Origin of the sequence: uncultured Nocardioides sp. (assembly GCF_902805925.1) — a bacterium.
GTDB lineage: Bacteria > Actinomycetota > Actinomycetes > Propionibacteriales > Nocardioidaceae > Nocardioides.
Map to the genome: position 1 here is coordinate 1 of NZ_CADCUP010000155.1, position 24,603 is coordinate 24,603.

18 protein-coding genes are annotated in these 24,603 nt (G+C 71.5%); 7 read left to right on the plus strand and 11 right to left on the minus strand.

The features are described from left to right. From QZX64_RS11235 to QZX64_RS11270, 8 genes are all read right to left on the minus strand, one after another. Window positions 1-319: helix-turn-helix domain-containing protein (locus QZX64_RS11235; RefSeq protein ID WP_295659720.1), on the minus strand; the 319-nt coding region annotated here is incomplete at its 3' end. Window positions 320-391: 72 nt separating this feature from the next. Then, entirely contained in the window at window positions 392-1,306 is a 915-nt protein-coding gene (locus QZX64_RS11240) for a GNAT family N-acetyltransferase (RefSeq protein ID WP_295659722.1), read from the minus strand. 24 nt (window positions 1,307-1,330) lie between these two features. Further along, window positions 1,331-3,994 (minus strand): pyruvate, phosphate dikinase, encoded by a 2,664-nt coding sequence (gene ppdK, locus QZX64_RS11245; protein ID WP_295659724.1) that lies wholly within the window; start codon window positions 3,992-3,994, stop codon window positions 1,331-1,333. A 177-nt stretch (window positions 3,995-4,171) separates the two neighbouring features. Next, window positions 4,172-5,113 (minus strand): type IV toxin-antitoxin system AbiEi family antitoxin domain-containing protein, encoded by a 942-nt coding sequence (locus tag QZX64_RS11250; RefSeq protein ID WP_295659726.1) that lies wholly within the window; start codon window positions 5,111-5,113, stop codon window positions 4,172-4,174. 198 nt (window positions 5,114-5,311) lie between these two features. Further along, on the minus strand, window positions 5,312-7,456 hold the full coding sequence (glgB, locus tag QZX64_RS11255; protein ID WP_295659729.1) for a 1,4-alpha-glucan branching protein GlgB: 2,145 nt from the start codon (window positions 7,454-7,456) through the stop codon (window positions 5,312-5,314). Between the two features lie 63 nt (window positions 7,457-7,519). Next, the gene (locus tag QZX64_RS11260; RefSeq protein WP_295659731.1) at window positions 7,520-8,905 is read right to left on the minus strand and encodes a maltokinase N-terminal cap-like domain-containing protein; all 1,386 of its coding nucleotides are present in this window, start codon (window positions 8,903-8,905) and stop codon (window positions 7,520-7,522) included. Next, the gene (gene treS / locus QZX64_RS11265; RefSeq protein ID WP_295659762.1) at window positions 8,902-10,623 is read right to left on the minus strand and encodes a maltose alpha-D-glucosyltransferase; all 1,722 of its coding nucleotides are present in this window, start codon (window positions 10,621-10,623) and stop codon (window positions 8,902-8,904) included. Before treS ends, QZX64_RS11260 begins: the two co-directional genes overlap by 4 nt. Window positions 10,624-10,670: 47 nt before the next feature. Then, on the minus strand, window positions 10,671-12,641 hold the full coding sequence (locus QZX64_RS11270; RefSeq protein WP_295659733.1) for an alpha-1,4-glucan--maltose-1-phosphate maltosyltransferase: 1,971 nt from the start codon (window positions 12,639-12,641) through the stop codon (window positions 10,671-10,673). A gap of 154 nt (window positions 12,642-12,795) precedes the next feature. On the opposite strand from QZX64_RS11270, the gene glgP reads away from it, so the two are divergent. Further along, window positions 12,796-15,381 carry an alpha-glucan family phosphorylase gene (glgP, locus tag QZX64_RS11275; protein ID WP_295659736.1) on the plus strand — a complete coding sequence of 862 codons (2,586 nt, stop codon included), beginning with the start codon at window positions 12,796-12,798 and terminating at the stop codon, window positions 15,379-15,381. A 25-nt stretch (window positions 15,382-15,406) separates the two neighbouring features. On the opposite strand, the gene glgX is transcribed toward glgP, so the two are convergent. Continuing rightward, window positions 15,407-17,572 carry a glycogen debranching protein GlgX gene (gene glgX, locus QZX64_RS11280; RefSeq protein ID WP_295659739.1) on the minus strand — a complete coding sequence of 722 codons (2,166 nt, stop codon included), beginning with the start codon at window positions 17,570-17,572 and terminating at the stop codon, window positions 15,407-15,409. A 156-nt stretch (window positions 17,573-17,728) separates the two neighbouring features. Between glgX and QZX64_RS11285 the strand changes: the two genes are divergently transcribed. From QZX64_RS11285 to QZX64_RS11305, 5 genes are all read left to right on the plus strand, one after another. Beyond that, complete coding sequence (locus QZX64_RS11285) at window positions 17,729-18,505, plus strand: enoyl-CoA hydratase/isomerase family protein (RefSeq protein WP_295659740.1); 777 nt, start codon at window positions 17,729-17,731, stop codon at window positions 18,503-18,505. A gap of 40 nt (window positions 18,506-18,545) precedes the next feature. Beyond that, the gene (locus QZX64_RS11290) at window positions 18,546-18,917 is read left to right on the plus strand and encodes a hypothetical protein (protein ID WP_295659742.1); all 372 of its coding nucleotides are present in this window, start codon (window positions 18,546-18,548) and stop codon (window positions 18,915-18,917) included. A gap of 186 nt (window positions 18,918-19,103) precedes the next feature. After that, a complete protein-coding gene (locus tag QZX64_RS11295) occupies window positions 19,104-19,901 on the plus strand; it encodes an electron transfer flavoprotein subunit beta/FixA family protein (protein WP_295659744.1) in 798 nt (265 codons plus the stop codon). Between the two features lie 22 nt (window positions 19,902-19,923). Beyond that, window positions 19,924-20,883, plus strand: a complete 960-nt coding sequence (locus QZX64_RS11300) for an electron transfer flavoprotein subunit alpha/FixB family protein (protein ID WP_295659747.1) — start codon at window positions 19,924-19,926, stop codon at window positions 20,881-20,883. Window positions 20,884-21,000: 117 nt separating this feature from the next. Beyond that, window positions 21,001-21,705, plus strand: coding sequence for a hemerythrin domain-containing protein (locus QZX64_RS11305; protein WP_295659750.1), 705 nt, complete (start codon window positions 21,001-21,003; stop codon window positions 21,703-21,705). 191 nt (window positions 21,706-21,896) lie between these two features. On the opposite strand, the gene QZX64_RS11310 is transcribed toward QZX64_RS11305, so the two are convergent. Further along, window positions 21,897-22,985, minus strand: a complete 1,089-nt coding sequence (locus QZX64_RS11310) for a putative manganese transporter (RefSeq protein ID WP_295659754.1) — start codon at window positions 22,983-22,985, stop codon at window positions 21,897-21,899. 43 nt (window positions 22,986-23,028) lie between these two features. After that, window positions 23,029-23,949, minus strand: a complete 921-nt coding sequence (locus QZX64_RS11315; RefSeq protein WP_295659757.1) for a manganese catalase family protein — start codon at window positions 23,947-23,949, stop codon at window positions 23,029-23,031. A 288-nt stretch (window positions 23,950-24,237) separates the two neighbouring features. Between QZX64_RS11315 and QZX64_RS11320 the strand changes: the two genes are divergently transcribed. Then, window positions 24,238-24,603: hypothetical protein (locus QZX64_RS11320; RefSeq protein ID WP_295659760.1), on the plus strand; the 366-nt coding region annotated here is incomplete at its 3' end.

Consider the following 24,603-nt stretch of genomic DNA (forward strand, 5'->3'; position numbering starts at 1 on the left):
CCCCTTCGCGGTGCACCGCCTGCAGGTAGGCGGTGAAGTCCTCGGCCGGGGGGCGCGGTCCGGGGGCGGGCGCGGAGGCGGCGCGCTCGTGCGGGTAGCGGTAGCGCTTGGCCACCCCGCCGCGGATCATCTCCTCGCCGGCCTCCTCGAGCTCACCGACGCCGAGGAGGGTGCGCAGGTGGTACGACGCGCTGGCATGGCTGATGTCGAGCTCGCGCGCCACTTCCGCCGCGCTCATCGCGGTGCCAGTCAGCAGCGACAGGATGCGCAGGCGCACCGGGTGCGCCTTGGCGCGCAGTGCCGAGAGCTGCTTCTCCATTGACCCTCCAACGATTGGTTGGGGGTGAGTCTCCACTCAGCTGCCGACGACTGTCAATAGGTTGTTGGGGGGTCAGTGCGGCCGGCCCGACTCCGTGTACGCCGTGCCGCCGTCGAGGCGGGCCGGGTCGAGGTTGGCCAGCGCCGACTCGATGCGGCGGGCGGTGAAGTCGGCGGCGCGCTCGCGCACCTGGTCGGGGGTGAGGAACCGGGCGTCCCGGATCTCGCGCTCCTGCCGGACGACGTCGGCGACGATCGAGGCGTCGTGCACGCCGCCGTCGAAGACCAGGCAGAGCGCGTCGTCCCAGCCGCCCCACGGCGGCAGCCAGTCGGTGAGCACCAGCCGGCCGGGTGCGATGTCCAGGGCGAGCTCCTCGGTCACCTCCCGTCCCGCGGCGAGGTGCGGTGACTCGCCGACCTCGACGACCCCGCCCGGCAGGTCCCAGTCGCGCTTGTAGGTGAGCTGGCACAGCAGGACCCGGCCGTCGTGGTCGCGCACCAGCAGCTGGCTGATGGCGCGCTTGCGGGGGAGGAAGGAGTTCAGCAGCGCCCGGAAGCTGGCCGGGTCGCTCAGCGGCGGGTCGTCCGCCAGCCGCGCCAGGACGACGTACTCGCTCACGTCGCGGTCGGTGCCGGCGGCCACCCGCTGGGAGCCCTCGCGCCGCAGCCCGGACCGGGTCGCCACGCGCAGCGAGGAGTCGTCGCGGGCGTCCACCCTGGCCTGGATGCGCCGCAGCCCGAGGCCGCCCTGGTCGCGATCGGTGAGGGACCAGTCCGCCAGCACCCGCACGGCGCGGGTGGCGTAGCCGTGGCCGCGGTGGTCACTGCCCAGCGCCCAGTGCAGGCTGCCGTCGCCGGTGACGCCCACCTCGCCGATGGAGGTGCCGTCGTGCTCCACCACGAAGGTGGCGAGCCGGCCCTCGGCGAGGGTGGTGGGCCGCAGGGTCAGCAGGCCGTCCGAGAGCGTCGGCTGGTCGGGGTGGCTCACGCGGCCACCCTAGCCACGCGGGCGTCAGTCCAGCCGCGCGCGACCCGCCTCCAGCCGCGCCACGGGCACCCGGAAGGGCGAGCACGAGACGTAGTCGAGGCCGACCTCGTCGAAGAAGTGGATCGACGCCGGGTCGCCGCCGTGCTCGCCGCAGACGCCCACGTGCAGGTCGGGCCGCGTCGACCGCCCGCGCTCGGTGCCCATCCGCACCAGCGCACCGACGCCCAGGGTGTCCAGCGACTCGAACGGGGAGACGTCGAAGATGCCGTTGTCGAGGTAGGTGGAGAAGAACGAGGACTCCACGTCGTCGCGCGAGAAGCCCCAGGTCATCTGGGTGAGGTCGTTGGTGCCGAAGGAGAAGAACTCGGCGCTCAGCGCGATCCGGTCGGCGAGCACGGCCGCCCGGGGCAGCTCGATCATCGTGCCGACCTTGAAGGCCACCTCGACCCCGCGCTCGGCCTGGACCTCCTCGGCGATGTCGAGGATGCGCCGCTTGACCACGTCGAGCTCCCGGACGCTGGCCACGAGCGGGATCATGATCTCCGGTCGTGGGTCGCCGCCGGCGGCGGTGCGGTCGGCGGCCGCCTCGAGGATGGCCCGGGCCTGCATGGTGAACAGGCCGGGGATCAGGATGCCGAGGCGCACGCCGCGCAGCCCGAGCATGGGGTTCTGCTCATGCAGCTGCTTGACCGCCACCAGCAGCCGGCGGTCGTGCTCGTCGACCTCTCCCCGCTCCTCGGCGAGCGCGACCTTGACCGACAGGTCGGTGTGGTCGGGCAGGAACTCGTGCAGCGGCGGGTCGATGAGCCGGATCGTGACGGGCAGGCCGTCCATCGCCTCGAGGATGTCCGTGAAGTCCTCGCGCTGCAGGGGGAGGAGCGCGGCCAGGGCCTTCTCCTGCTCGACCTCCTCCTGCGCCACGATCAGGCTCTCCACCAGCCCGCGCCGGTCGCCGAGGAACATGTGCTCGGTGCGGCACAGGCCGATGCCCTCCGCGCCGAAGCGGCGGGCGCGCGCGGCGTCCTCGGGGGTGTCGGCATTCGCGCGCACGCCGAGGCGACGGACCCCGTCGGCGTGCTTCATCACCCGGGCCACCGCCTTGACCAGGTCGTCGTCGCCGAGGTCCTCCCCCTCGAAGTGGCGCACCACCACCGAGTCGGAGACGGGGACCTCCCCGGCGAACACCTGCCCGGTCGTGCCGTCGATCGAGATGACGTCGCCCTCGGAGAGCGTCTCGCCGTCCCGGACGCGGACCTCCTTGGCCCTCGCGTCGACGTCGAGCGACTCCGCGCCGCACACGCAGGTGCGGCCCATGCCGCGCGCCACCACCGCAGCGTGGCTGGTCTTGCCGCCGCGGCTGGTGAGGATCCCGCGCGCCACCACCATGCCCCGCAGGTCGTCGGGGTTGGTCTCCTTGCGCACGAGGATGACGTCCTCGCCGCGCTCGGTCCACGCGATCGCGGTGTCGGAGTCGAAGACGACCTTGCCGACCGCCGCCCCCGGGGAGGCGTTCATGCCGGTCGCGATCAGGTTGCGCTCGGCGTCGGGGTCGAAGCGGGGGAACATCAGGGAGGCGAGCTGGGCGCCGGTGACGCGGCGTACGGTGTCGTCGGCGTCGATGAGCCCCTCGTCGGCCATGTGCATGCTGATCCGGAACGCCGCCTCGGGGGTCCGCTTGCCGACCCGGGTCTGCAGCATCCACAGCTTGGCGTGCTCGACGGTGAACTCGATGTCGCACATGTCGCGGTAGTGCTGCTCCAGCGTCGCCATGATGTCGAGCAGCTCGTCGTGCGACGCCTCGTCGACCTCGCGGAAGTCGGCCAGCGACACCGTGTTGCGGATGCCCGCCACGACGTCCTCGCCCTGGGCGTTCTGCAGGTAGTCGCCGTACACGCCCTGCTCGCCGCTCGCCGGGTCGCGCGTGAACGCGACCCCCGACCCCGAGTCCATGCCGCCGTTGCCGAACACCATCGCCTGCACGTTGACGGCCGTGCCCAGCCCCTCGGCGATGCGCTCCTGCCGGCGGTAGAGCACCGCGCGCTCGGTGTTCCAGGAGTCGAAGACCGCGCGGATCGCCAGCTCCAGCTGCTCGCCCGGCCGCTGCGGGAACGCTCGTCCGGCATCCTCCTCGATGACCTGCTTGTACGTCGCGACGAGCGCGCGCAGGTCCTCGGCGTCGAGGTCGAGGTCGTCGTCGGTGCCCTTGGCCCGCTTCGCCGCGTCGAGCGCCTCGGAGAACCGCTCGCCCTCGACACCCATCACCGTCGAGCCGAACATCTGCAGCAGCCGGCGGTAGGAGTCGAGCGCGAACCGCTCGTCGTCGCTCCGCTGCCCGAGTCCCACGACCGACTCGTCGTTGAGCCCGATGTTGAGGACCGTCTCCATCATGCCGGGCATCGAGTCGCGGGCGCCGCTGCGCACGCTCACCAGCAGCGGGTCCGCGGCGTCACCCAGGGTGCGGCCCATGGTCTGCTCGAGCGTGCGCAGGTGCTCGGCGACCTCCTCGGCCAGCCCCTCCGGCTGGCCGCCGCTGTCGAGGTAGGCCCGGCAGGCCTCGGTGGTGATCGTGAAGCCGGGCGGCACCGGCAGGCCGAGGTTGGTCATCTCCGCCAGGTTGGCGCCCTTCCCACCCAGCAGGTCCTTCTGATCCTTGTTGCCGTCGGCGAAGTCGAACACGAAGGTGGTCATCCCCGGATCTTGCCGCGAGTTGGCGGCGTCCGATAGCCCCCGGTGGCTGGCCGGTGGGCGGCTCCTGGTTGGTTCATCAAGGTATGCAGATGAGCCGATGCTTCCCATGGCGTGCTAGCCGTGGGAAGTGGCACTTCGCCTACATACCTTGATGAAGCAGTGCCGCCACCGCCCTCGTCACCCCACCACCCGCATCGCCTGCCTGATGCGGTCCCCGGTGAGCCGCGGACGGTCGAGGTCGGACCAGACCAGTCGGACCATCGCGAAGCCGGTGAGCTCCCGAAGCCGGTCCTCCCGCCTCTTCTCGGCGAAGACGACGTCCCCCGGCGTCTGCCCCTCGGGGACGAGGCGGCCGTACTTGAGGCGACCGTCGAACTCGCCGAGCAACTCGTGCTGCGGCCATCCCCAGTCGCAGGTGCCGAGGAGCGACCCGTCGGTGTCGTGCACGGCGTACTGGGTGATCGGTGCCGGGATGCCCTGCTTCCAGAACAGCCAGCGTCCGCGAGACTCGCCCGGGCCGTCGGCTCCGGCGTCGGCCATCCGGACGGGCACGTGGAGGTGGCGCATGTGCGGCCAGTGCCGCATCTGGACGAACCGCCGTGAGAGACCGTCATGATCGGCCAGGCCCTCGTGCAGCACGGAGTCCAGGACCGACAGGGCGGCGTCGCCGCTGACCTTGCTCCCCGCCTCGAGGGCCGCTCGCTCCGGCGCCATCACCGGCAACCCGTCGAGCAGGTGCACGTCGTCTGCGAGGCAGAGACCCTCGTGGTGCACCACGTCGCCCTCCACCCGTCCGGCTCCGCCGTCGAGCCGAGTGACGTGGACGCGGTCGAGGCGCTGACCCCAGGTCACCAGCCCGAGCTCGACCGCTGCCGAGACATGGCTGAGGACGACCGCTGGTCCCAAGGAGTGCATCACCGCCCGGCTACGGAGGCGGTGGCGCGCGACCTCGTCGAGCCGGCGCCACATGTCACCCGGTGCGTAGTAGCCACGCCGGAAGCGGATCCATGCCGATGAGCGCACCTGTGCGGCGATCTGCTGGTCGGAGTAGCCGGCGTCCACGGCCTGCGCACGGGTGAAGAAGCCCGGGCTCTCGCCCAGTGCCTCGCTGATGTCCATCGCACCATGGTGACGGCCGTCGGCGTGCGGCGTGGCGGGGAGGCGTACCTCCTGTGGAGGACCGGGCGGGTGCGTCGGTGGCTCGTCGTGGCGGATTCATCAAGGTATGTCGGCGAACCAGGGCTTCCCACGGATTGCAGGCCATGGGAAGCCCCGGTTCACCTGCATACCTTGATGAAGCAGAAGGAAGTCGGCCGCTCAGCCGCGGTGCCGGAAGTACACCGTCGCGAGGGGCGGCACCACGATCGTGGCGCCCGACTCCGTCGCCTCGACCGAGCCGAGGTTGCCCACGCCGGACCCGGTGTAGCTCTCGGCGTCGGTGTTGACGACCTCGTCCCAGGTGCCGGGGCGGGGGAGTGCGAGGTGGTAGCCCTCGTGCGGTACGGCGGCGAAGTTGGCGACGCACACCAGGTCGGGCTCGCCCGGGGCGCGGCGCACGAAGGCGAAGACGTTGCGCTGGCTGTCGTCGGCGTCGAGCCACTCGAAGCCGTCGGGCTCGTGGTCGCGGGCGTAGAGGGCAGGGGTCGCTGCGTACACGCGGTTCAGGTCACGGACCAGGGAGTGCACGCCCTCGTGCTCGGGGTGGTCCAGGAGCCACCAGTCGAGCTCGCGGGCCTCGGCCCACTCCGACTCCTGGCCCAGCTCGGCGCCCATGAAGACGAGCTGCTTGCCGGGATGGGCCCACATGAGGCCCAGGTAGGCACGCAGGTTGGCCAGCTGCTGCCAGCGGTCACCGGGCATCTTGCGCAGCAGCGAGCCCTTGCCGTGCACGACCTCGTCGTGGCTGATGGGCAGCACGTAGTTCTCGGAGTAGGCGTAGACCATCGAGAACGTCATCTGGCTGTGGTGGTGGCTGCGGTGCACGGGGTCCTTCTCGACGTAGCCGAGGGTGTCGTGCATCCACCCCATGTTCCACTTGAAGCCGAATCCCAGGCCGCCCTCCGACGTCGGCCTGGTGACGCCGGGCCAGGAGGTGGACTCCTCGGCGATGGTCATCGCGCCGGGCACCCGCTTGTAGACGGTGGCGTTCATCTCCTGGAGGAACTGCACCGCCTCGAGGTTCTCCCGTCCGCCGTGGACGTTCGGGCTCCACTGGCCGGGCTCGCGCGAGTAGTCGAGGTAGAGCATCGAGGCGACGGCGTCGACCCGCAGGCCGTCGATGTGGAACTGCTCCAGCCAGTAGAGCGCGTTGGCGACCAGGAAGTTGCGCACCTCGCGCCGGCCGAAGTTGAAGACGTAGGTGCCCCAGTCGGGCTGCTCGCCGCGCATGGGGTTGGGGTCCTCGTAGAGCGGCGTGCCGTCGAAGCGCGCGAGGGCGAAGACGTCCTTGGGGAAGTGCGCGGGCACCCAGTCGACGATGACGCCGATGCCGGCCTGGTGCAGGCGGTCGATCAGCAGCCGCAGGCCGTCGGGGTCGCCGAAGCGCGCGGTGGGCGCGAAGTACGACGTCACCTGGTAGCCCCACGAGCCACCGAAGGGGTGCTCCATGACCGGCATGAGCTCGACGTGGGTGAAGCCGAGGTCCACCAGGTACGGCACCAGCGACTCGGCCAGGTCGGCGTAGCTGTAGAGCCCGCCGCCGTGGTGCTTGCGCCACGACCCGAGGTGCAGCTCGTAGACGCTCATCGGGGCGGAGACCGGCTGCTTGGCCGGCCGCGCCTCCATCCACGCGTCGTCGCCCCAGGTGTAGGAGGACTCGAACACCACGCTCGAGGTCAGTGGGGGCACCTCGGTGTGGAAGGCCATCGGGTCGGCCTTCTCCCGCCACTCGCCGTCGGCGCCGAGGATCGCGAACTTGTAGCGCGTGCCGGAGCCGACGTCGGGCACGAAGAGCTCCCAGACGCCGGAGGTGCCCAGCTGGCGCATCGGGTGCTCACGGCCGTCCCAGCTGTTGAAGTCGCTCTTCAGGCGCACGCCGCGGGCGCTGGGCGCCCACACCGCGAAGGAGGTGCCGGTGACACCGCCGGCGTAGCGGTGCACCCGGGCGCCGAGGACCTCCCAGAGGTTCTCGTGGCGGCCCTCGTTGATCAGGTGGAGGTCGGTCGCGCCGAGGGTCGGCAGGAAGCGGTAGGGGTCGTCGAGGGTCGTCGCCGGGCCGTCGTAGGCCACGGCGAGGCGGTAGTCGGGCACGTCGGCCACGTCGAGCCGACCGACCCAGATGCCTGCGTGCTCGTGCGTCAGCGGAGTCTCGCCCCCGGCATGCACCACGGTGACGCTGGACGCCAGCGGCTTGAGGGCGCGCACGGTGACGCCGCCCTCGTGCACGTGCGGGCCGAGCACGTGGTGCGGGTGGCCGTGCTCCCCGTTGACGACCTGGTCGAGCTCGTGAGTGGAGACAGTCATGTGCTCGCTCATCCGTTCACAGTAGTAGTGGCACGTTCGGGTGCGGCCGGTCAGGTTGGCCAGTCAGGCCCGTTGGGTGACCTCGGCCAGCGCCTCGAGCGGGATGCTCACCCAGGCGGGGCGGTTGCGGACCTCGTAGACGGCCTCGTAGACGGCCTTGTCGGCGACGTAGGCGTCGAGCAGGGTGCGCTCGTCGACCTCCAGCTCGCGGTCGGCGTAGCCGGAGAGGAAGGCCTGGCGGTTGCGGGTGGACCACTCCCGGGCCCGGTAGGCCCGCTGCTCCCCGCCCTCGGTGCTGCCGCCGCTCACGATCATCGAGGCCACCCGGGGCGCGTAGTCGAAGCTGCGCAGCATCCCGGCCACGTCGCGCCACCGGGAGTCGGGCAGCAGCCGCTCGGCGAGCGGGCGGGCCGGCTCGCCCTCGAAGTCCACGATCTTCCAGCCCTTGACCGTGCGCAGGGTCTGGCCCAGGTGCAGGTCGCCGTGGACGGTCTGCACCTCGCTGCCCGGCAGCTGCGCCACCGCGTCGTACGCCGCGCGGAGGGCCGGCTCGAAGTCGGCGAGCTGCGGGGCGACCGGCAGGGCGGCGTCGAGGCGGGCCCGCATGGAGTCGGCGAGCTCGCCCATCTCCGCGGGCGTGCGGTCGTGGGTGGGGAAGTGCTCGGCGAGCACCTGGTGCGTCTCGGCCAGGGCGACGCCCAGCCGGGCCGCCTCCCCGGCGAAGTCGCCGCCGACCTCGTCGGCGTGCAGGTCGCCCTCGCTGAGCAGGTTGCGCACGCTCGCCTGGGCGAGGTCCCACCCGTCGCTGCCGGTGCGGAGGAACTGCTGGAGCATCGCGAGGTGCAGGACCGTCTCGTCGTGCGGCGCCTCCACCCAGCCGTACAGCGCGGCCACGTGCTCCGAGGAGGCGCGGGTGAGCACCTCGTGGATCGCGATGTCGGGGTTGGTGCCCGGGGTGATCTTGCGGAACACCTTCATCACCGAGTCCTCGCCGAAGGCCACCGAGGAGTTCGACTGCTCACCGGTGAACAGCGTCGAGTGCGCCTCGGTGTCGAAGTCGTGGCCGGGCAGGCGGTGGAAGGTCAGCCCGCCGAGCTCACGGGACTCCTCGGTCTCGGCGAAGGCCTGCAGGTAGCGCGCCATCGCCTGGCGGTCGTGCAGCGCGTCGTAGGCCCAGATGTGGACGCCGCCGAGGCGGCCGTCGTCCCACTGGCCGACGAGGGCGTGCTCGAGACGGTCCTGCGGCTCGGTGTAGTTGGCCATCGGCAGCTGGTAGGTGTCGTCCTCGCCGCCGTCGTCGTAGGCGATGGTGATCAGGTCGACGGTGAGGATGGGCTCGCCCTCGATGGTGGCGATGCGCTCGATCGCCGTCACCGAGGCGCCCCGGCCCTTGCCGCCGAACCAGCGCGCCGCGTCGAGGTACGCCTCCAGCTGCGGGTGGTCGCTCATGCCTGGCCTCCTTCGGGCGGGACCCCGGTGGTCTGTGGCGGGGTCAGTCGGAACCAGTAGAAGCCGTAGCCACCCATGGTCAGGAGGTACGGCAGCTCGCCGACGGCCGGGAACGGCACGCCGCCGAGCACCTCGACGGGCACGTAGCCCTCCCAGTGGCGCAGGTCGAGCTCGACCGGCTGGGAGAAGCGGGAGAGGTTGTTGACGCAGATCATCACGTCGTCCTCGTGCTCGCGGGCATAGGAGAGCACGCTCGGGTTGGACCCGCCCAGGTCGGTGAAGGTGCCCAGGCCGAAGGCGTCGTGGCCGCGGCGGGCGTGGATCATCCGGCGGGTCCAGTGCAGCAGGCTGGAGGAGTTCTCCAGCTGCGCCTCGACGTTCACGCTCTGGTATCCGTAGACCGGGTCCTGGACGGCCGGCAGGTGGAGCTTGCCGGGCGTGGCGGAGGAGAACCCGGCATTGCGGTCGGGCGTCCACTGCATCGGGGTGCGCACGCCGTCGCGGTCACCGAGCCAGATGTTGTCGCCCATGCCCACCTCGTCGCCGTAGTACAGCACCGGCGAGCCGGGCAGCGAGAGCAGCAGTGCGGTGAACAGCTCCATGCGGTTGATGTCGTTGTCGAGCAGGGGGGCCAGCCGGCGACGGATGCCGATGTTGGCCTTCATCCGCGGGTCGGTGGCGTACTCCGACCACATGTAGTCGCGGTCCTCGTCGGTGACCATCTCGAGCGTCAGCTCGTCGTGGTTGCGCAGGAAGATGCCCCACTGGCAGTTCTCCGGGATGGCCGGCGTCTGCGCCATGATCTCGGAGATCGGGAAGCGGGACTCCCGGCGCACGGCCATGAAGATGCGCGGCATGACGGGGAAGTGGAAGGCCATGTGGCACTCGTCGCCCCCGACCTCGGGGTCGCCGAAGTACTCCACGACGTCGGTGGGCCACTGGTTGGCCTCGCACAGCAGCACGCGTCCGGGGTAGCGCTCGTCGACGAAGCGGCGGCACTTCTTGAGGAACTCGTGGGTCTCCGGCAGGTTCTCGCCGTGGGTGCCCGGGCGCTCGTAGAGGTACGGCACGGCGTCGAGGCGGAAGCCGTCGAGACCCATGTCGAGCCAGAAGGCCATGGCCTCCAGCATCGCGTCGTGCACCCGGGGGTTGTCGAAGTTGAGGTCGGGCTGGTGGTGGAAGAAGCGGTGCCAGTAGTACTGCCCGCGCTCGGCGTCCCAGCTCCAGTTCGACGGCTCGGTGTCGACGAAGATGATCCGCGCCTCCTCGTAGAGCTCGTCGGTGTCGGACCACACGTAGAAGTCGCCGTACGGGCCGTCCGGGTGCTTGCGCGACTCCTGGAACCACGGGTGGGCGTCGGAGGTGTGGTTCATGACGAAGTCGATGATCACGCGGATGCCCCGCTTGTGGGCCTCGTCGAGGAACTCGTGGAAGTCCTCGACGCTGCCGCACTCGGGCAGGATGCCGGTGTAGTCGGCGACGTCGTAGCCGCCGTCTCGCAGGGGCGAGGTGAAGAACGGCGGCACCCACAGGCAGTCGACACCGAGCCAGGCGAGGTAGTCGAGCTTCTCGATGAGTCCCTTGAAGTCACCGACGCCGTCGGCGTTGGAGTCGCGGAAGGACCGCACCAGCACCTCGTAGAACACCGCCGTCTTGAACCAGTCGGGCTGGTTGCCGATCGCGAGCTCGCCGATCTCCTGGGCGCTCGCCGGGTGGATGGGCTCCTCGGTGGTCGGGATGGTGTCGAGCAGGCTCTCGGGGTCGGTCAACGGGCGCTCCTGACGGAGATGATGTGGACGGGTTCGTAGCCGGGGTCGAGACGGACGTAGTTGTGCGCGCCCCAGCTCCACTCCTCGCCGGTGATCTCGTCGTGGGCGATGAACGAGTCGCCCCAGTCGAGCCCGAGGGCGGGCAGGTCGAGGTGGAGCATCGTCTCGCGGGTGCCGTGCGGGTCGAGGTTGGCCACCACGATGACGACGTCGTCGCCGGCGATCTTGCTGTAGGCCAGCACGGCGTCGTCGTCGGTGGCGTGGACCGTGACGTTGCGCAGGAGCTGGAGGGCCGGGTGCGCGCGGCGCAGGCGGTTGAGGCGGGTGATGTACGGCGCGAGCGTGCGGCCCTCGGCCGCCGCGGAGTCCCAGTCGCGCAGGCGGATCTGGTACTTCTCGGAGTCGAGGTACTCCTCGCTGCCCGGCTTGACCGCCACGTGCTCGTAGAGCTCGTAGCCGGCGTAGACGCCCCAGCTCGGCGAGCCGGTGGCCGCCACCGCGGCGCGGATCTTGAACGCCGCCGGGCCGCCGTACTGCAGGTAGGCGTGGAGGATGTCGGGGGTGTTGACGAAGAAGTTCGGGCGCATCGTGTGGTCGGACTCGTGGGACACCTCGAGGAGGTAGTCGCCCAGCTCGCCCTTGGCGGTGCGCCAGGTGAAGTAGGTGTAGGACTGGTGGAAGCCCACCGCGCCGAGGCCGTGCATCATCGCCGGCCGGGTGAAGGCCTCGGAGAGGAAGATGACGTCAGGGTCGGTGCGCCGCACCTCCTTGAGCAGCCACTCCCAGAACGCCAGCGGCTTGGTGTGCGGGTTGTCGACGCGGAAGATGCGCACGCCGTGCGCCATCCAGTGCCGCACGATCCGCAGGACCTCGCGGCAGATCCCGGTGGGGTCGTTGTCGAAGTTGACCGGGTAGATGTCCTGGTACTTCTTCGGCGGGTTCTCGGCGTAGGCGATGGTGCCGTCGGCGCGGGTGGTGAACCACTCCGGGTTGGTGGTCACCCACGGGTGGTCGGGCGCCGCCTGCAGCGCGAGGTCGAGCGCGACCTCCAGCCCGAGCTCGCCGGCGCGGGCGACGAAGGCGTCGAAGTCCTCGAACGTGCCGAGGTCGGGGTGGATGGCGTCGTGGCCGCCGTCCTTGCTGCCGATGGCCCACGGCGAGCCGGTGTCGTCGGGGCCGGGGGTGAGGGTGTTGTTGGGGCCCTTGCGGTTGACCTCGCCGATCGGGTGGATCGGCGGCAGGTAGATGACGTCGAAGCCCATCTCGGCCACCGCGTCGAGCCGCTTCGCCGCGGTGGCGAACGTTCCGGAGGCGACCTTGCCGGTCGTCTCGTCGCGGGTGGCGCCCTCGGAGCGAGGGAAGAACTCGTACCAGCTGCCGAAGAGCGCGCGGGTGCGGTCGGCGTACGCCGGGTAGGGGCCCTCGACGGTCACCTGCTCGCGCAGCGGGTGGGCCAGCAGGACGGCGTCGAGCTCGGGGGCCTGGAGGGCCGCGACCCGGGCCTGCACCGGGCGGGACTCGTCGGCGGCGGCCTCGGCCGCGCCGGTGAGCACGTGCCGCTCGGCGGTCGAGAGGCCACCCGCGGCGATGACGCGGTTGATCAGCAGCCGGCCCTCGGTGAACATCAGCTCGACGTCGACGCCGGCCGGGATCTTCACCCCGGCGTTGTGCTGCCACGTGCCGATCGGGTCGGACCACCCGTGGATCTCGAAGGTCCAGTCGCCGGGCTGGTCGGGGGTGACCAGGGCGTCGTAGCGGTCGGGCACGTGGGCGTGCTTGATCATCCGCACCGGGGCGCGCCGCGCGCCGTCGGGACCGGTCAGCACGACCTCGGCTCCGAGCTTGTCGTGACCCTCCCGGAACACCGACGCCCGGACGGGCAGCGGCTCGCCGGCCGTCGCCTTCGCCGGTTGCCGTCCGAGGTCGACGACCGGGTGCACGTCCATGATGGGGATTCGTCCGACCATGGCTCAACACTCACCGAAATGCTCGGCCGCATGCAAGACGGCGCCATCGCGTCCCACCCGGTGGCCGACGAAATGGCTCAAAGGATGAGGGTCGGCGCCGGATCGGTGTCGCGAAAGGTTGGAACGATCCAAGGAAGTTGGCTACCGTCAGCGGGTGCGAGCCATCCGACGTTTCACCGTCCGCCCCGTCCTGCCCCGACCACTGACCGCCCTGGGCGTGCTGGCGGGCAACCTGCGCTGGTCCTGGCACCCCGAGACCCAGGACGTCTTCCGCGCGGTCGACCCGCAGGTCTGGGAGCACGTCAACCGGGACCCGGTGCGCCTCCTGGGTGCCGTCGGTCGGGCGCGTCTCGACGAGCTGGCGGGCGACGAGTCGTTCCTCCAGACCCTCGGCGCCGCCAAGGCCGACCTCGACGAGTACCTCACCGGTGAGCGCTGGTACGCCCGCAGGGCCGGGCCCGACGCGCCCCGCTCGATCGCCTACTTCTCCCCGGAGTACGGCATCACGGCGGTGCTGCCGCAGTACTCCGGCGGCCTCGGCATCCTCGCCGGCGACCACCTCAAGGCAGCCTCCGACCTCGGTGTCCCGGTCGTGGGCGTCGGCCTGCTCTACCGCCACGGCTACTTCAAGCAGTCGCTGTCCAAGGACGGCTGGCAGCAGGAGACCTACCCGCTGCTCGACCCCGACGAGCTGCCGCTCACGCCCTTGCGCGAGGCCGACGGCTCGCGCGCCAGCGTCTCGATCTCGCTGCCCGACGGGCCGGACCTCGTCGCCAGGATCTTCGTCGCCAACGTCGGGCGCGTCCCGCTGCTCCTCCTCGACTCCGACGTCGAGGAGAACAGCCAGCACTACCGCGACGTCACCGACCGGCTGTACGGCGGCAACTCCGAGCACCGGTTGCGCCAGGAGCTGCTCCTCGGCGTCGGTGGCGTGCGGGCCCTGCGCGTCTACTCCCGCATCACCGGCGCACCGAATCCGGAGGTCTTCCACACCAACGAGGGCCACGCCGGCTTCCTGGGCATCGAGCGCATCCGCGAGCTGACCGTCGCCGACGACGGCCCGCACCTCGACTTCGACACCGCGCTCGAGGTGTCTCGCGCCGGCACCGTCTTCACGACCCACACCCCGGTGCCCGCGGGCATCGACCGCTTCCCGCGCGAGCTCGTCGAGCAGTACTTCGGCGGCGGCTCCTCGCCGACGCCCGGCGTGCCGGTCGGCCGGGTGCTGGCCCTGGGCGCCGAGGACTACGCCGCCGGCGACGCCTCGGTGTTCAACATGGCCGTGATGGGCTTTCGTCTCGCCCAGCGCGCCAACGGCGTCTCCCAGCTGCACGGCGTGGTGTCGCGCGGCATGTTCAACGGCCTCTGGCCCGCCTTCGACGAGGCCGAGGTGCCGATCGGCTCCATCACCAACGGCGTCCACGGGCCCACGTGGATCGCCCCCGAGATCTTCGAGCTCGCCCGGTCCCGCGGCGCCGACGTCGACGGCGACGACACCGACGCGCTGTGGCCGCTCGTCGACGAGATCAGCGGCAAGGAGATCTGGGACCTCAAGCGCACCCTGCGCGCCCGGCTCGTCGAGGACGCCCGCGCCCGGATCAGCCGGTCCGCGCTGAAGCGTGGCTACGCCAAGGCCGAGCTCGGCTGGACCGACAAGGCCCTGGACCCCGACGTGCTCACCATCGGCTTCGCGCGCCGCGTGCCGTCGTACAAGCGGCTCACGCTGATGCTGCGCGACCCCGCCCGGCTGAAGAAGCTGCTGCTCGACCCCGAGCGGCCCGTCCAGCTGGTCATCGCCGGCAAGTCGCACCCGGCCGACGAGGGCGGCAAGAGGCTGATCCAGGAGATCGTCAGGTTCGCCGACGACCCGGAGGTGCGCCACCGCATCGCGTTCCTGCCCAACTACGACATCGCCATGGCGCAGCCGCTCTACCCCGGCTGCGACGTCTGGCTGAACAACCCGCTGCGCCCCTACGAGGCCTGCGGCACCTCCGGCATGAAGGCAGCCCTCAACGGCGGCCTGAACCTCTCGATCCTCGACGGCTGGTGGGACGAGTGGTACGACGGCATGAACGGCTGGGCGATCCCGTCGGCCGACGGCGTCGAGGACCCCGACCGCCGCGACGACCTCGAGGCCACCGCGCTCTACGACCTCATCGAGAACGAGGTGACGCCGCGCTTCTACGACGTCGACGAGGAGGGCGTGCCCACCCGCTGGCTGGAGATGGTGCGCCACACCCTGAAGTCGCTCGGCCCCAAGGTGCTCGCCACGCGGCAGGTGCGCGACTACGTGCGCGAGCTCTACGCCCCCGCCGCCGCCACCGCCCGCTCGCTCAACTCCGACTACGCCGGCGCGCGCGAGCTGTCGAGGTGGAAGCAGCAGGTGCGTGCGACCTGGCCGTCGGTGCGCGTCGAGCACGTCGAGTCCGCAGGCGTGGGCGACTCACCCGAGGTGGGTGCCACCTTCGAGGTGCACGCGTTCGTCGCACTGGGCGACCTGACCCCCGACGACGTCCAGGTCCAGGTCGTGCACGGGCGCACCACCGGGGACGACGAGATCCGCGGCTCCTCCATCGGCGTGATGCGCGTGGGGGAGAGCTGGGAGGGCAACCGGCACCGGTTCGACGCCGACGTCCCGCTGTCGACCTCGGGCTCCTTCGGCTACACCGTGCGGGTCGTGCCGCGCAACGAGTCGCTGTCCTCGATCGCCGAGCTCGGCCTGGTGGCCCTGCCCTCCTGAGCGGTGGTGCGGGTGCCGCGCCGGCTCAGAGCTGGCGCAGCACCAGCACCGAGCGGCCCTCCTGCGTCAGCTGCTGCCCGCTCTTGACCGTGGTGCCGATCGGGTTCGTCGTGTCGGTGGAGAGCACCACCTCCCCGGCGGCGACCCACGCGTTCTCCGTCATGGTCAGCTCGACGGGGTCCGGGCCGGAGTTCAGCCAGATCATGAACGACTTGTCCCGCAGCTGCTCACCGCGGGGGCCGGGGAAGCGCAGCGGGTCGCCGAGCACGAACATGCCGATCACCTTCACGGAGTCGTCGCGCCAGTCGACGGAGGACATCTCCCGGCCCTCGGGGTGCAGCCAGACGAGGTCCTTGGGACCGCCCTCGATGGTGGGCCGCCCCTCGAACCAGTGCCGCTGCCGCAGGGCGGGGTGCTCGCGCCGCAGCCGCAACGCGGTCTTGGTGAACTCGTAGAGGTCGAGCCACGCGTCGTCGGGGCGCCAGTCGATCCACGAGGTCTCGTCGTCCTGGCCGTAGGCGTTGTTGTTGCCACCCTGGGTGCGCCCGCGCTCGTCGCCCGCGGTCAGCATCGGCACGCCCGCCGAGAAGCAGAGGGTCGCCATCATGTTGGCCGCCTGGCGCCGCCGCAGGGCCACGACGTCGGGGTCGTCGGTCTCGCCCTCGGCGCCGCAGTTCCACGACCGGTTGTTGTCGGTGCCGTCGCGGTTGTCCTCGCCGTTGGCCTCGTTGCGCTTGCGCTCGTAGGACACCAGGTCGCGCAGCGTGAAGCCGTCGTGCGCGGTCACGAAGTTCACCGAGGCGTACGGCGACCGGCCGTCGTCGGCGTACAGGTCGGAGGAGCCCGCGAGCCGGGTGGCCACCGTGCGGATGCCGTGCGCGCGCCCGCGCCAGAAGTCGCGGACGGTGTCGCGGTACTGGTCGTTCCACTCGATCCAGGGCGGCGGGAAGCCACCGACGCGGTAGCCCTCCATGGAGGCGTCCCACGGCTCGGCCACCAGCTTCACGTGCCGCAGCACCGGGTCCTGCCCGATGGCGACGAGCAGGTGGCTGCCCATGTCGATCTGCCGGTTGGTGCGGGCGAGGGCCGACATGAGGTCGAAGCGGAACCCGTCGACGTGCATCTCGCTCACCCAGTAGCGCAGGGAGTCGAGGATCATCCGCAGCGGCTGGGTATGGGTGGCGTCGACGGTGTTGCCGCAGCCGGTGACGTCCCAGTAGCTGTCGGTCCTCGCGCTGGGGTTCAGCAGGTCGCTGACCCGCTGGTAGTAGCCGCGGTCGTCGAGGCCCCGGAAGCTCAGCGTGGGTCCCCGCGGCCCGGCCTCGGCGGTGTGGTTGTAGACGACGTCGAGGTAGACCTCGAGACCCGCGTCGTGGAACGCCTTGACCATCCGCTTGAACTCGGTGACCTGCTGGCCGCGGTCGCCGGAGGAGGAGTAGGCGTTGTGCGGGGCGAAGAACCCGATGGAGTTGTAGCCCCAGTAGTTCACCAGGCCACGCTCGGCCAGCGGCGGCTCCGAGACGAACTGGTGCACGGGCAGCAGCTCGACGGCGGTGACGCCGAGGTCCTTGAGGTAGTCGGTGACCGCGGGCGTCGCGAGGCCGGCGTAGGTGCCGCGCAGGTGCTCGGGCACCCGGTCGTGCAGCTTGGTCATCCCCTTGACGTGCAGCTCGTAGATCACCGTGTCGCGCCACCGCCGCCCGAGCGGGACCTCGCCGCCCCAGTCGAACTCGTCGTGCACCACGACGCTGCGCGGCACGTACGGCGCGGAGTCGAGCTCGCTGGACCGCCCCGGCTCGCCCGGCACGTAGGAGTAGATCGCCGGGTGCGGGGTGAGCGTGCCCGAGACGGCGCGGCCGTACGGGTCCAGCAGCAGCTTCTCGACGTTGAACCGCAGTCCCTCCTCGGGCCGCCACGGACCCTCGGCCCGGTAGCCGTAGAGCGTGCCCACCACCAGGCCGGGCACGGCGCTGTGCCAGATGCCGAGGGACTGCTCGGTCAGCTCGACCCGGGTCTCGACCCCGGTGCCCCGGCCGTCGTCCTCGAAGAGGCAGACCCAGGCCCGCGTGGCGCGCGGTGCGTAGACCGCGAAGTTCGTCGACTCCTCGCTCCACGTCGCGCCCAGGGGCCAGTTGCGCCCCGGCCAGACGGGGTTGCGCTGGCCGATGTGGTCCCACATTCCCGGTGTCACGGCGGTCATTGTGCTGCATCGAGGGGTCGGTCCGCCTGCTGTCGGACGCTTCCCCCGCAGGTGAGGGGCACCCCGTCGGCGACGGGGCTCTAGGCTCGGTCCCTCGCACGTGGCCCGTCGCGCGTGATCCGTCGCCGAGCAGCTGGAGGTCGAAAAGTGGAGTTCGTCCGTCTCGAGGTCGAGGGCGGGGTCGGCACCATCCGGCTCGACCGCCCCAAGATGAACGCCCTCAACGAGCAGGTGCAGGAGGAGATCCGGGCCGCCGCCACGGAGGCGTCCGCGCGTGACGACGTCAGGGCCGTCGTCGTGCACGGCGGCGATCGGGTCTTCGCCGCCGGGGCGGACATCAAGGAGATGGCCGAGATGTCCTACACCGACATGGTCAAGCGCTCCGGCGCGCTGCAGTCGGCGCTCACCTCGGTGGCGCGGATCCCCAAGCCGGTGGTCGCCGCGATCACCGGCTACGCCCTCGGCGGCGGCTGCGAGCTGGCGCTCTGCGCCGACGTGCGCTTCGCCGCCGACAACGCGGTGCTCGGCCAGCCCGAGATCCTGCTCGGCATCATCCCCGGCGCCGGCGGCACGCAGCGGCTGAGCCGGCTGGTCGGTCCGAGCCGGGCCAAGGACCTCATCTTCACCGGCCGCTTCGTGCAGGCCGAGGAGGCACTCGCCATCGGCCTGGTCGACCGGGTCGTGCCCGCCGAGCAGGTGTACGACGAGGCGCAGGCATGGGCCCGCCAGTTCACCGGCGCCGCGTCGTACGCTCTCCGGGCGGCCAAGGAGACCATCGACCGCGGCCTCGAGACGGACCTCGAGACGGGCCTGGAGATCGAGCGACAGCAGTTCGCCGCACTCTTCGCGACCGAGGACCGTGCCATCGGCATGGGGTCGTTCGTTGAGAAGGGGCCGGGCAAGGCCGAGTTCGTGGGTCGCTGATCCCGGCGCCGGGCACGACCAGCGAGAGGAGGGGGTCACCGTGGAGACGGATGCAGGGTCCGACCGCACCGGCTCGCAGCGCAGGGGCACCCGGAGGTCCGTCGCGCACGTGGTCGACGCGGTCCGGGCCCGCCTCGCCCAGGTGGTCTGGTTGGTCTGCGTGCTCGCCGCGCTGGTGCTCGCGGTGGGGGCCCTGCTCGTGGCGCTCGGGGCGGACGAGGGCAACGACCTCGTCTCCTTCGTGCTCGCGGGGACCGACACCGTCGACCTCGGTGTCTTCTCCCGCGACGACGGCCTCACGCAGTTCGTCGGCAAGGACGCCGGGGTCAGGAACGCGCTGGTCAACTGGGGGATCGGCGCGATCGCGTGGCTCGTCCTGGGGCGCGTCCTCGACCGGCTGATCCGGCCCTGAGGCACGCCCGGCCGATCGTCCCGCGCCCCGCAGCACCGTGACAGTCCTGCTGTGAGAGATCCCACCTGGAGCCGCGTTCCGCGGTGGGCACCTCGCTAGTAGCCTCGGCAGCACCAGCCGAGTGCAGGGCCACGCGTGATCCACCTGCGCGGCCGAACGGGACAGGAAGGACCTCCGGGTCACACCATGAACATTGTTGTCTGCGTCAAGCACGTGCCGGACTCCACGGCCGACCGCCACTTCGAGGACGACCTCACCGTCGACCGCGTGGGCGTCGACGGTCTGCTGTCCGAGCTCGACGAGTACGCCGTCGAGCAGGCGCTCCAGCTCAAGGAGAAGGCCGGCGACGACACCACGGTGACCGCGCTGTGCGTGGGTCCCGAGAAGGCCGTCGACGCCGTCCGCAAGGCGCTGCAGATGGGCGTCGACAAGGGCGTCCTCGTCTCCGACGAGGCCATCGCCGGCTCCGACTACATCGCCACGTCGCTGGTGCTCGCCAAGGCCGTCGAGAAGATCGGCGCCGAGTCGAGGGTCGACCTGGTGATGTGCGGCATGGCCAGCACCGACGCGGCTGGCAGCGTGGTGCCGGCGATGCTCGCCGAGCGCCTCGGTCTCCCGCAGGTCACCATGGCGTCGGTGGTGGAGGCCCAGGGCGACCAGGTCCGCATCAAGCGCGACGGCGACGCCGCCACCGAGGTCGTGGGGGCCACGATGCCGCTGGTCATGTCGGTCACCGACCAGTCCGGCGAGGCGCGCTACCCCTCCTTCAAGGGCATCATGGCCGCGAAGAAGAAGCCGATGGCGACCTACTCGCTGGCCGACCTCGGTGTCGACCCGGGCCAGGTCGGCCTGTCCGTGGCGTGGACCGTGGTCGAGGACGCCACCGCGCGCCCGCCGCGCAGCGCCGGCGAGATCGTCAAGGACGAGGACGGCTCGGGCGCCACGGCGCTGACCGAGTTCCTCGCCGCCAAGAAGTTCATCTGAAGCGTCACCCGAGGAGCTGGAGATGTCTGAAGTTCTCGTCCTGGTCGACCACGTCGATGGAGCCGTCAAGAAGCCGACCTACGAGCTGCTGACCATCGCGGCGCGCCTCGGGGAGCCCTCCGCGGTCTACATCGGCGGTGCCGAGAAGGCCGACGCCGTCGCCGGGGCCGTCAGCCGGTACGGCGCCCAGAAGGTCTACGTCGTCGACGACGCCGAGATCAAGGGCTACCTCGTCGCCCCCAAGGCCGAGGCGCTCCAGCAGCTGGTGGAGCGGACCTCGCCGGCCGCGGTGCTGCTGCCGTCCTCGCTGGAGGGCAAGGAGGTGGCCGCCCGGCTGGCCATCAAGATCGAGTCCGGGCTCATCACCGACGCCGTCGACGTCCGGGCCGGTGACGGCGGCCCGGTGACCACCCAGTCGGTCTTCGCCGGCAGCTACTCCGTCACCGCGAAGGTGACCCGAGGGACGCCGATCATCACCGTCAAGCCCAACTCCGCCGCCCCGGAGGAGGCGGAGGGCGCCGCCACGGTCGAGCCGGTCACGGTGACGGTCTCCGACGCCGCCAAGGGCGCGCAGATCGTGGCCAGCCAGCCGCGCCAGGCCAGCGGTCGCCCCGAGCTCACCGAGGCCGCGATCGTGGTCTCCGGGGGGCGCGGCACCGGCGGCGACTTCCAGGGCGTGGAGGGCCTCGCGGACGCGCTGGGCGCGGCGGTCGGCGCCTCGCGTGCCGCGGTCGACTCCGGCTGGAAGCCGCACACCTTCCAGGTCGGCCAGACCGGCAAGACGGTCTCCCCGCAGCTCTACGTCGCCAACGGCATCTCGGGTGCGATCCAGCACCGTGCCGGCATGCAGACCTCCAAGACCATCGTGGCGGTCAACAAGGACGACGAGGCGCCGATCTTCGAGCTCGTCGACTTCGGCGTCGTCGGCGACCTGCACGCGGTGCTGCCGGCTGCGACCGAGCAGATCAACGCGCGCAAGTAGCCCACGCCCGGACCAGGGCGTCCCCGCACCCCGTCACCGCGCCGGTGGCGGGGTGCCGGCATGCGGCCCACAGGACGTGGGTACCCGTCCGCCTTCCACCATCGGAGGGGACCGGCAATGACATCACTGGCAGCGCAGGACGTCGACCAGCTGGGCGGGCGTTGGAGCGTGCTCACCCGTCAGAAGCGTGAGCACGTGCGGCTCGACGAGCTGCTGCACCGCCTCGACGGGCCCGCCGGCGACCAGCAGCGCGAGGTGTTGACCGAGATCAACCGGCTCGTGTTCCCGCACGCCTTCGCGGAGGAGGCGGTGCTCTGGCCGGTCATCCGTCGGGTGCTGCCCGACGGCGACGCGCTGACCCGGCAGGTCGAGGAGGAGCACCAGCAGGTCAACGAGCTCGTCGCCTCCCTGGAGAAGGAGGACCTCGACCCCGACACCCGGTCCCGGATCGTCGCCCGCCTGGTGGTCGTGCTGCGGGAGGACGTCCGCGACGAGGAGGACGTGCTCCTGCCCCGTCTCCAGGAGGCGCTCGAGCCCGCCGAGCTGCGGCGGCTGGGCATCGCCTGGGAGGCCGTACGGCGGATCTCCCCGACGCGCCCACACCCGGTGGTGTCCCGCCGGCCACCGGGCAACGCGCTCGCCGCGCTCCCCCTGACGGTCATCGATCGCACCCGCGACCGCCTCGACCAGGTCGCCCGCCGCCTGCCCGCCGCCCGGTCCCCGCTGACCTCAGTGAGCCGGTCGCTGGCCCGGGTGGCTGGCGTGCTGGAGCACTCCCCGGCCTTCCGCGCCGGCGAGCACGCCGGCACCAGCCGCGCCTGAGCCGGTCCCGGCCCGGGCGTCCAGGTGGGAGCCTGCCCAGGCGCGCAGGATCGTGATCGCGGCGACCGCGACCGCGACCGCGACGCCGTACGGGGTGCTGGTGGCTGCTGCGGCGAGCGCCAGCAGCAGGAGCAGGCGGGTGGTGGTGAGGTGGCTGGTGTGCATCGGGGCCTCCCGGGAAGGGGTCGGGGTCAGGCGAGGACGACCATGGCGAGCCCGACGACGAGGGCCGGGATCGTGGTGATGACGGTGGCGAGCAGTGCGGAGCGGTGCTCGAGGGCCAGCAGCGGCAGGAGGGCGTCGCCGTCCTGGCTGATGGTGTTGGCCACCAGCGTGGACAGCGGCATCCCACCGGCGAGGAAGATGCCGGTGAACACGATCTGGACGGCACACCCGGGGATGAGTCCCACGAGCGCGCCGACGACCACGCCCGCGACGCCGAGCAGCGGCAGCTGGGAGCCGTCGAACCCGGTCGTGTGCGTCACCAGGGACCAGGCGAGGTAGGCGGCCGCCACCCAGACCGTGATGAAGGCGACCTCGTGGCCGCCGTGGCGCAGCACCTGGGACATCGACGAGGGGTGCGCGGTGTCGGTGTCGTCGTCGGCGAGCCGGCAGCCGCCGTGCACGAAGGCGACGACGGCCAGCACCGTGCCCACGACGCCGATCAGGAGGTAGGGGTCGACCCCACCCATGACCGCGCGTCCCAGTGCGGCAGGGTCGAGCACCTGGAAGGTGACCGGGAGGCTGACGGTGGCTCCCGTGCCGAGGGTGATCCACAGGGTGGCCGGCAGCAGGCCCAGCCCGCGTACCGGCTGCGTGGCCAGGGCCGCGGCGTACGACGGCTCCGGCGGGGGCGCCTGCCGCGGCGGACGGGAGTCGGCCCGGCGCCGGGGTGCGACCCCGAGCGCGTCCACGGCGTACCCCGTGGCGGCACCGACGAGGAGCAGCAGGAGCTTGAGCTGCACCGTCAGCAGCGGGTCGGCAGCGAGGAGCACCCACGACGCGTCGCCCATGGTGGCCACGAGGGCGGCGACGGCGGTGCCGTAGGAGACCGCCCCCCGGGAGTAGACCGCCATCACGATGATCGCGCCCCCGCAGCCGGGGGGCATCGTCAGCGCCGCCGCGACCAGCGGTGCCAGGCGGCGGTGGCGCAGCAGCGCCTCGTCGAGACGATGCCCCCAGCGGTAGCGGGCCCAGCCGAACGGCGCCACCAGCAGGGCGACGAACACGCCGACCTGCATGAAGGCGTCGGCCAGGGGGCGAAGCACGATCTCGGTCACGGTCTGCTCCCGGACGGGTGGGGATCTCGGTCGGTCTCGGACGTCACTCCCCGGGGGTGAGCTTGTCCTTGGCCTTGGAGATCAGGTTCTCGGCGCCCTGCACGAACGCGCCGCCGGCCGTGCCCGGCTTGCCCGGGCCCATGCTGCCGTCGTATGTCGCGAACAGCATCGGGTCGGGGGCGGGGACCTGCTGGACGTCGTCGCTGAGCGGGGTGCCGAAGGCGTACTGGATCTCGTGGTCGCCCACGAGCGTGGTGCCCTGGGCCCAGCGTCCCTCCGCGGCGGTGCTGTCGGGGTCGAAGGAGTAGAACGTGTGGCCCGGCTCGGTCTTCTCCTCCGAGGCGAGCGAGTCCTGGATCCCGTCGGTGTGCCCGTCCTCGATGAGCTGCTCGATGCCCAGCAGCCACTGCTGCTGGTGGAAGGTGTCGCGGGCCAGCAGGAACTGGAGCATGTCCCGGACGCCGGGGTCGTCGGTCATCTGGTAGAGCCGCGAGACCTGCAGGCGGCCCTGGGCCTCCGCGGCCACGTTGTGGCGGAAGTCGGCGAGCATGTCGCCGCTGGCCACGATGTAGCCACCGTTCCACGGCACGCCCTGCGCGTTGGTGGGCATCGCCGCGCCACCGGTCACGATGGCCTGCTGGACGTTCTGCCCGCCGAGCACGGCGGCCAGGGCCGGGTTGGCGGCGGCGGCGTCGGCCTGCGTCTCGGACGGAGCGCCCTCGAGCAGGCGGGCGCACATGGTGGTCAGCATCTCGACGTGGCCGATCTCCTCGGTGCCGATGTCGAGGATCATGTCCTTGTACTTGCCGGGCACGCGGCAGTTCCACCCCTGCCAGAGGTACTGCATCATCACGGTCATCTCGCCGAACTGGCCGCCGATGACCTCCTGGAGCTTGGCGGCGTAGAGCGCGTCGGGGCGCTCGGGCTTGGCGTTGTACTGCAGCGCCTTGGTGTGCTGGAACATGTCGGGCCTTCCCGTCGTGGAGCGCGGCTCGCTCCCTCGCCGACCACGTTCCCTTCCCCCCGTGTCGCGACCGTGCGGGCCGGCGTACGGCGGCGCGTACGACGTGCTGTGCCGCGCCGCGCCTGCGGTGCCGTGCCGGGGGCCGCGACCGAGGCGTCACGGTGCCGTCACCGGCGCATGACCGGAGGGGAGATTGCCGCGCGGCTTCCGGCATGGAGCCCGGAGGTGGGGGGCACCTCAGGGCTGCCGTCTCGTCGCGTCGGGGAGAGGGCGCTCGGGAGGGGATGCATGAACGCCGCACCAGTGCCTGTCGCGCGCCTCCAGCTGCTCGGCGACTTCGAGCTGAGCTTCGGCGACGAGGTGCTGCGGGTGACGCAGTCGGCCCAGCGCCTGCTGGCGCTGCTGGCGGTGTGCCACCGCGGCCGGCCGGCCGGCCGGTCTGCCGTGGCGGAGCGGCTGTGGCCCGAGGCCCCCCAGGCCCGGACCGCCTCCAACCTGAGGTCGGTGCTGTGGCGGCTGCCGCGACCTCGCGGGCGCGCGCTGGTGACGGGCACCTCCACCTCCGTGCGGCTCTGGGACGGCCTGCGCGTCGACCTGTGGGAGGCAGAGGAGCAGACGCGGCGGCTGTGTGCCGACGACGCACCACCTCCCGAG

Bases quoted from the DNA above. Each gene is read 5' to 3' on its own strand.
- ppdK (WP_295659724.1), bottom strand. From the start codon at position 3,994: ATGACCACCTTCGTGTTCGACTTCGCCGACGGCAACAAGGATCAGAAG.
- QZX64_RS11250 (WP_295659726.1), bottom strand. From the start codon at position 5,113: ATGGACATCAGCGAGGCACTGGGCGAGAGCCCGGGCTTCTTCACCCGT.
- glgB (WP_295659729.1), bottom strand. From the start codon at position 7,456: ATGACTGTCTCCACTCACGAGCTCGACCAGGTCGTCAACGGGGAGCAC.
- QZX64_RS11260 (WP_295659731.1), bottom strand. From the start codon at position 8,905: ATGAGCGACCACCCGCAGCTGGAGGCGTACCTCGACGCGGCGCGCTGG.
- QZX64_RS11270 (WP_295659733.1), bottom strand. From the start codon at position 12,641: ATGGTCGGACGAATCCCCATCATGGACGTGCACCCGGTCGTCGACCTC.
- QZX64_RS11295 (WP_295659744.1), top strand. From the start codon at position 19,104: ATGAACATTGTTGTCTGCGTCAAGCACGTGCCGGACTCCACGGCCGAC.
- QZX64_RS11300 (WP_295659747.1), top strand. From the start codon at position 19,924: ATGTCTGAAGTTCTCGTCCTGGTCGACCACGTCGATGGAGCCGTCAAG.
- QZX64_RS11305 (WP_295659750.1), top strand. From the start codon at position 21,001: ATGACATCACTGGCAGCGCAGGACGTCGACCAGCTGGGCGGGCGTTGG.
- QZX64_RS11315 (WP_295659757.1), bottom strand. From the start codon at position 23,949: ATGTTCCAGCACACCAAGGCGCTGCAGTACAACGCCAAGCCCGAGCGC.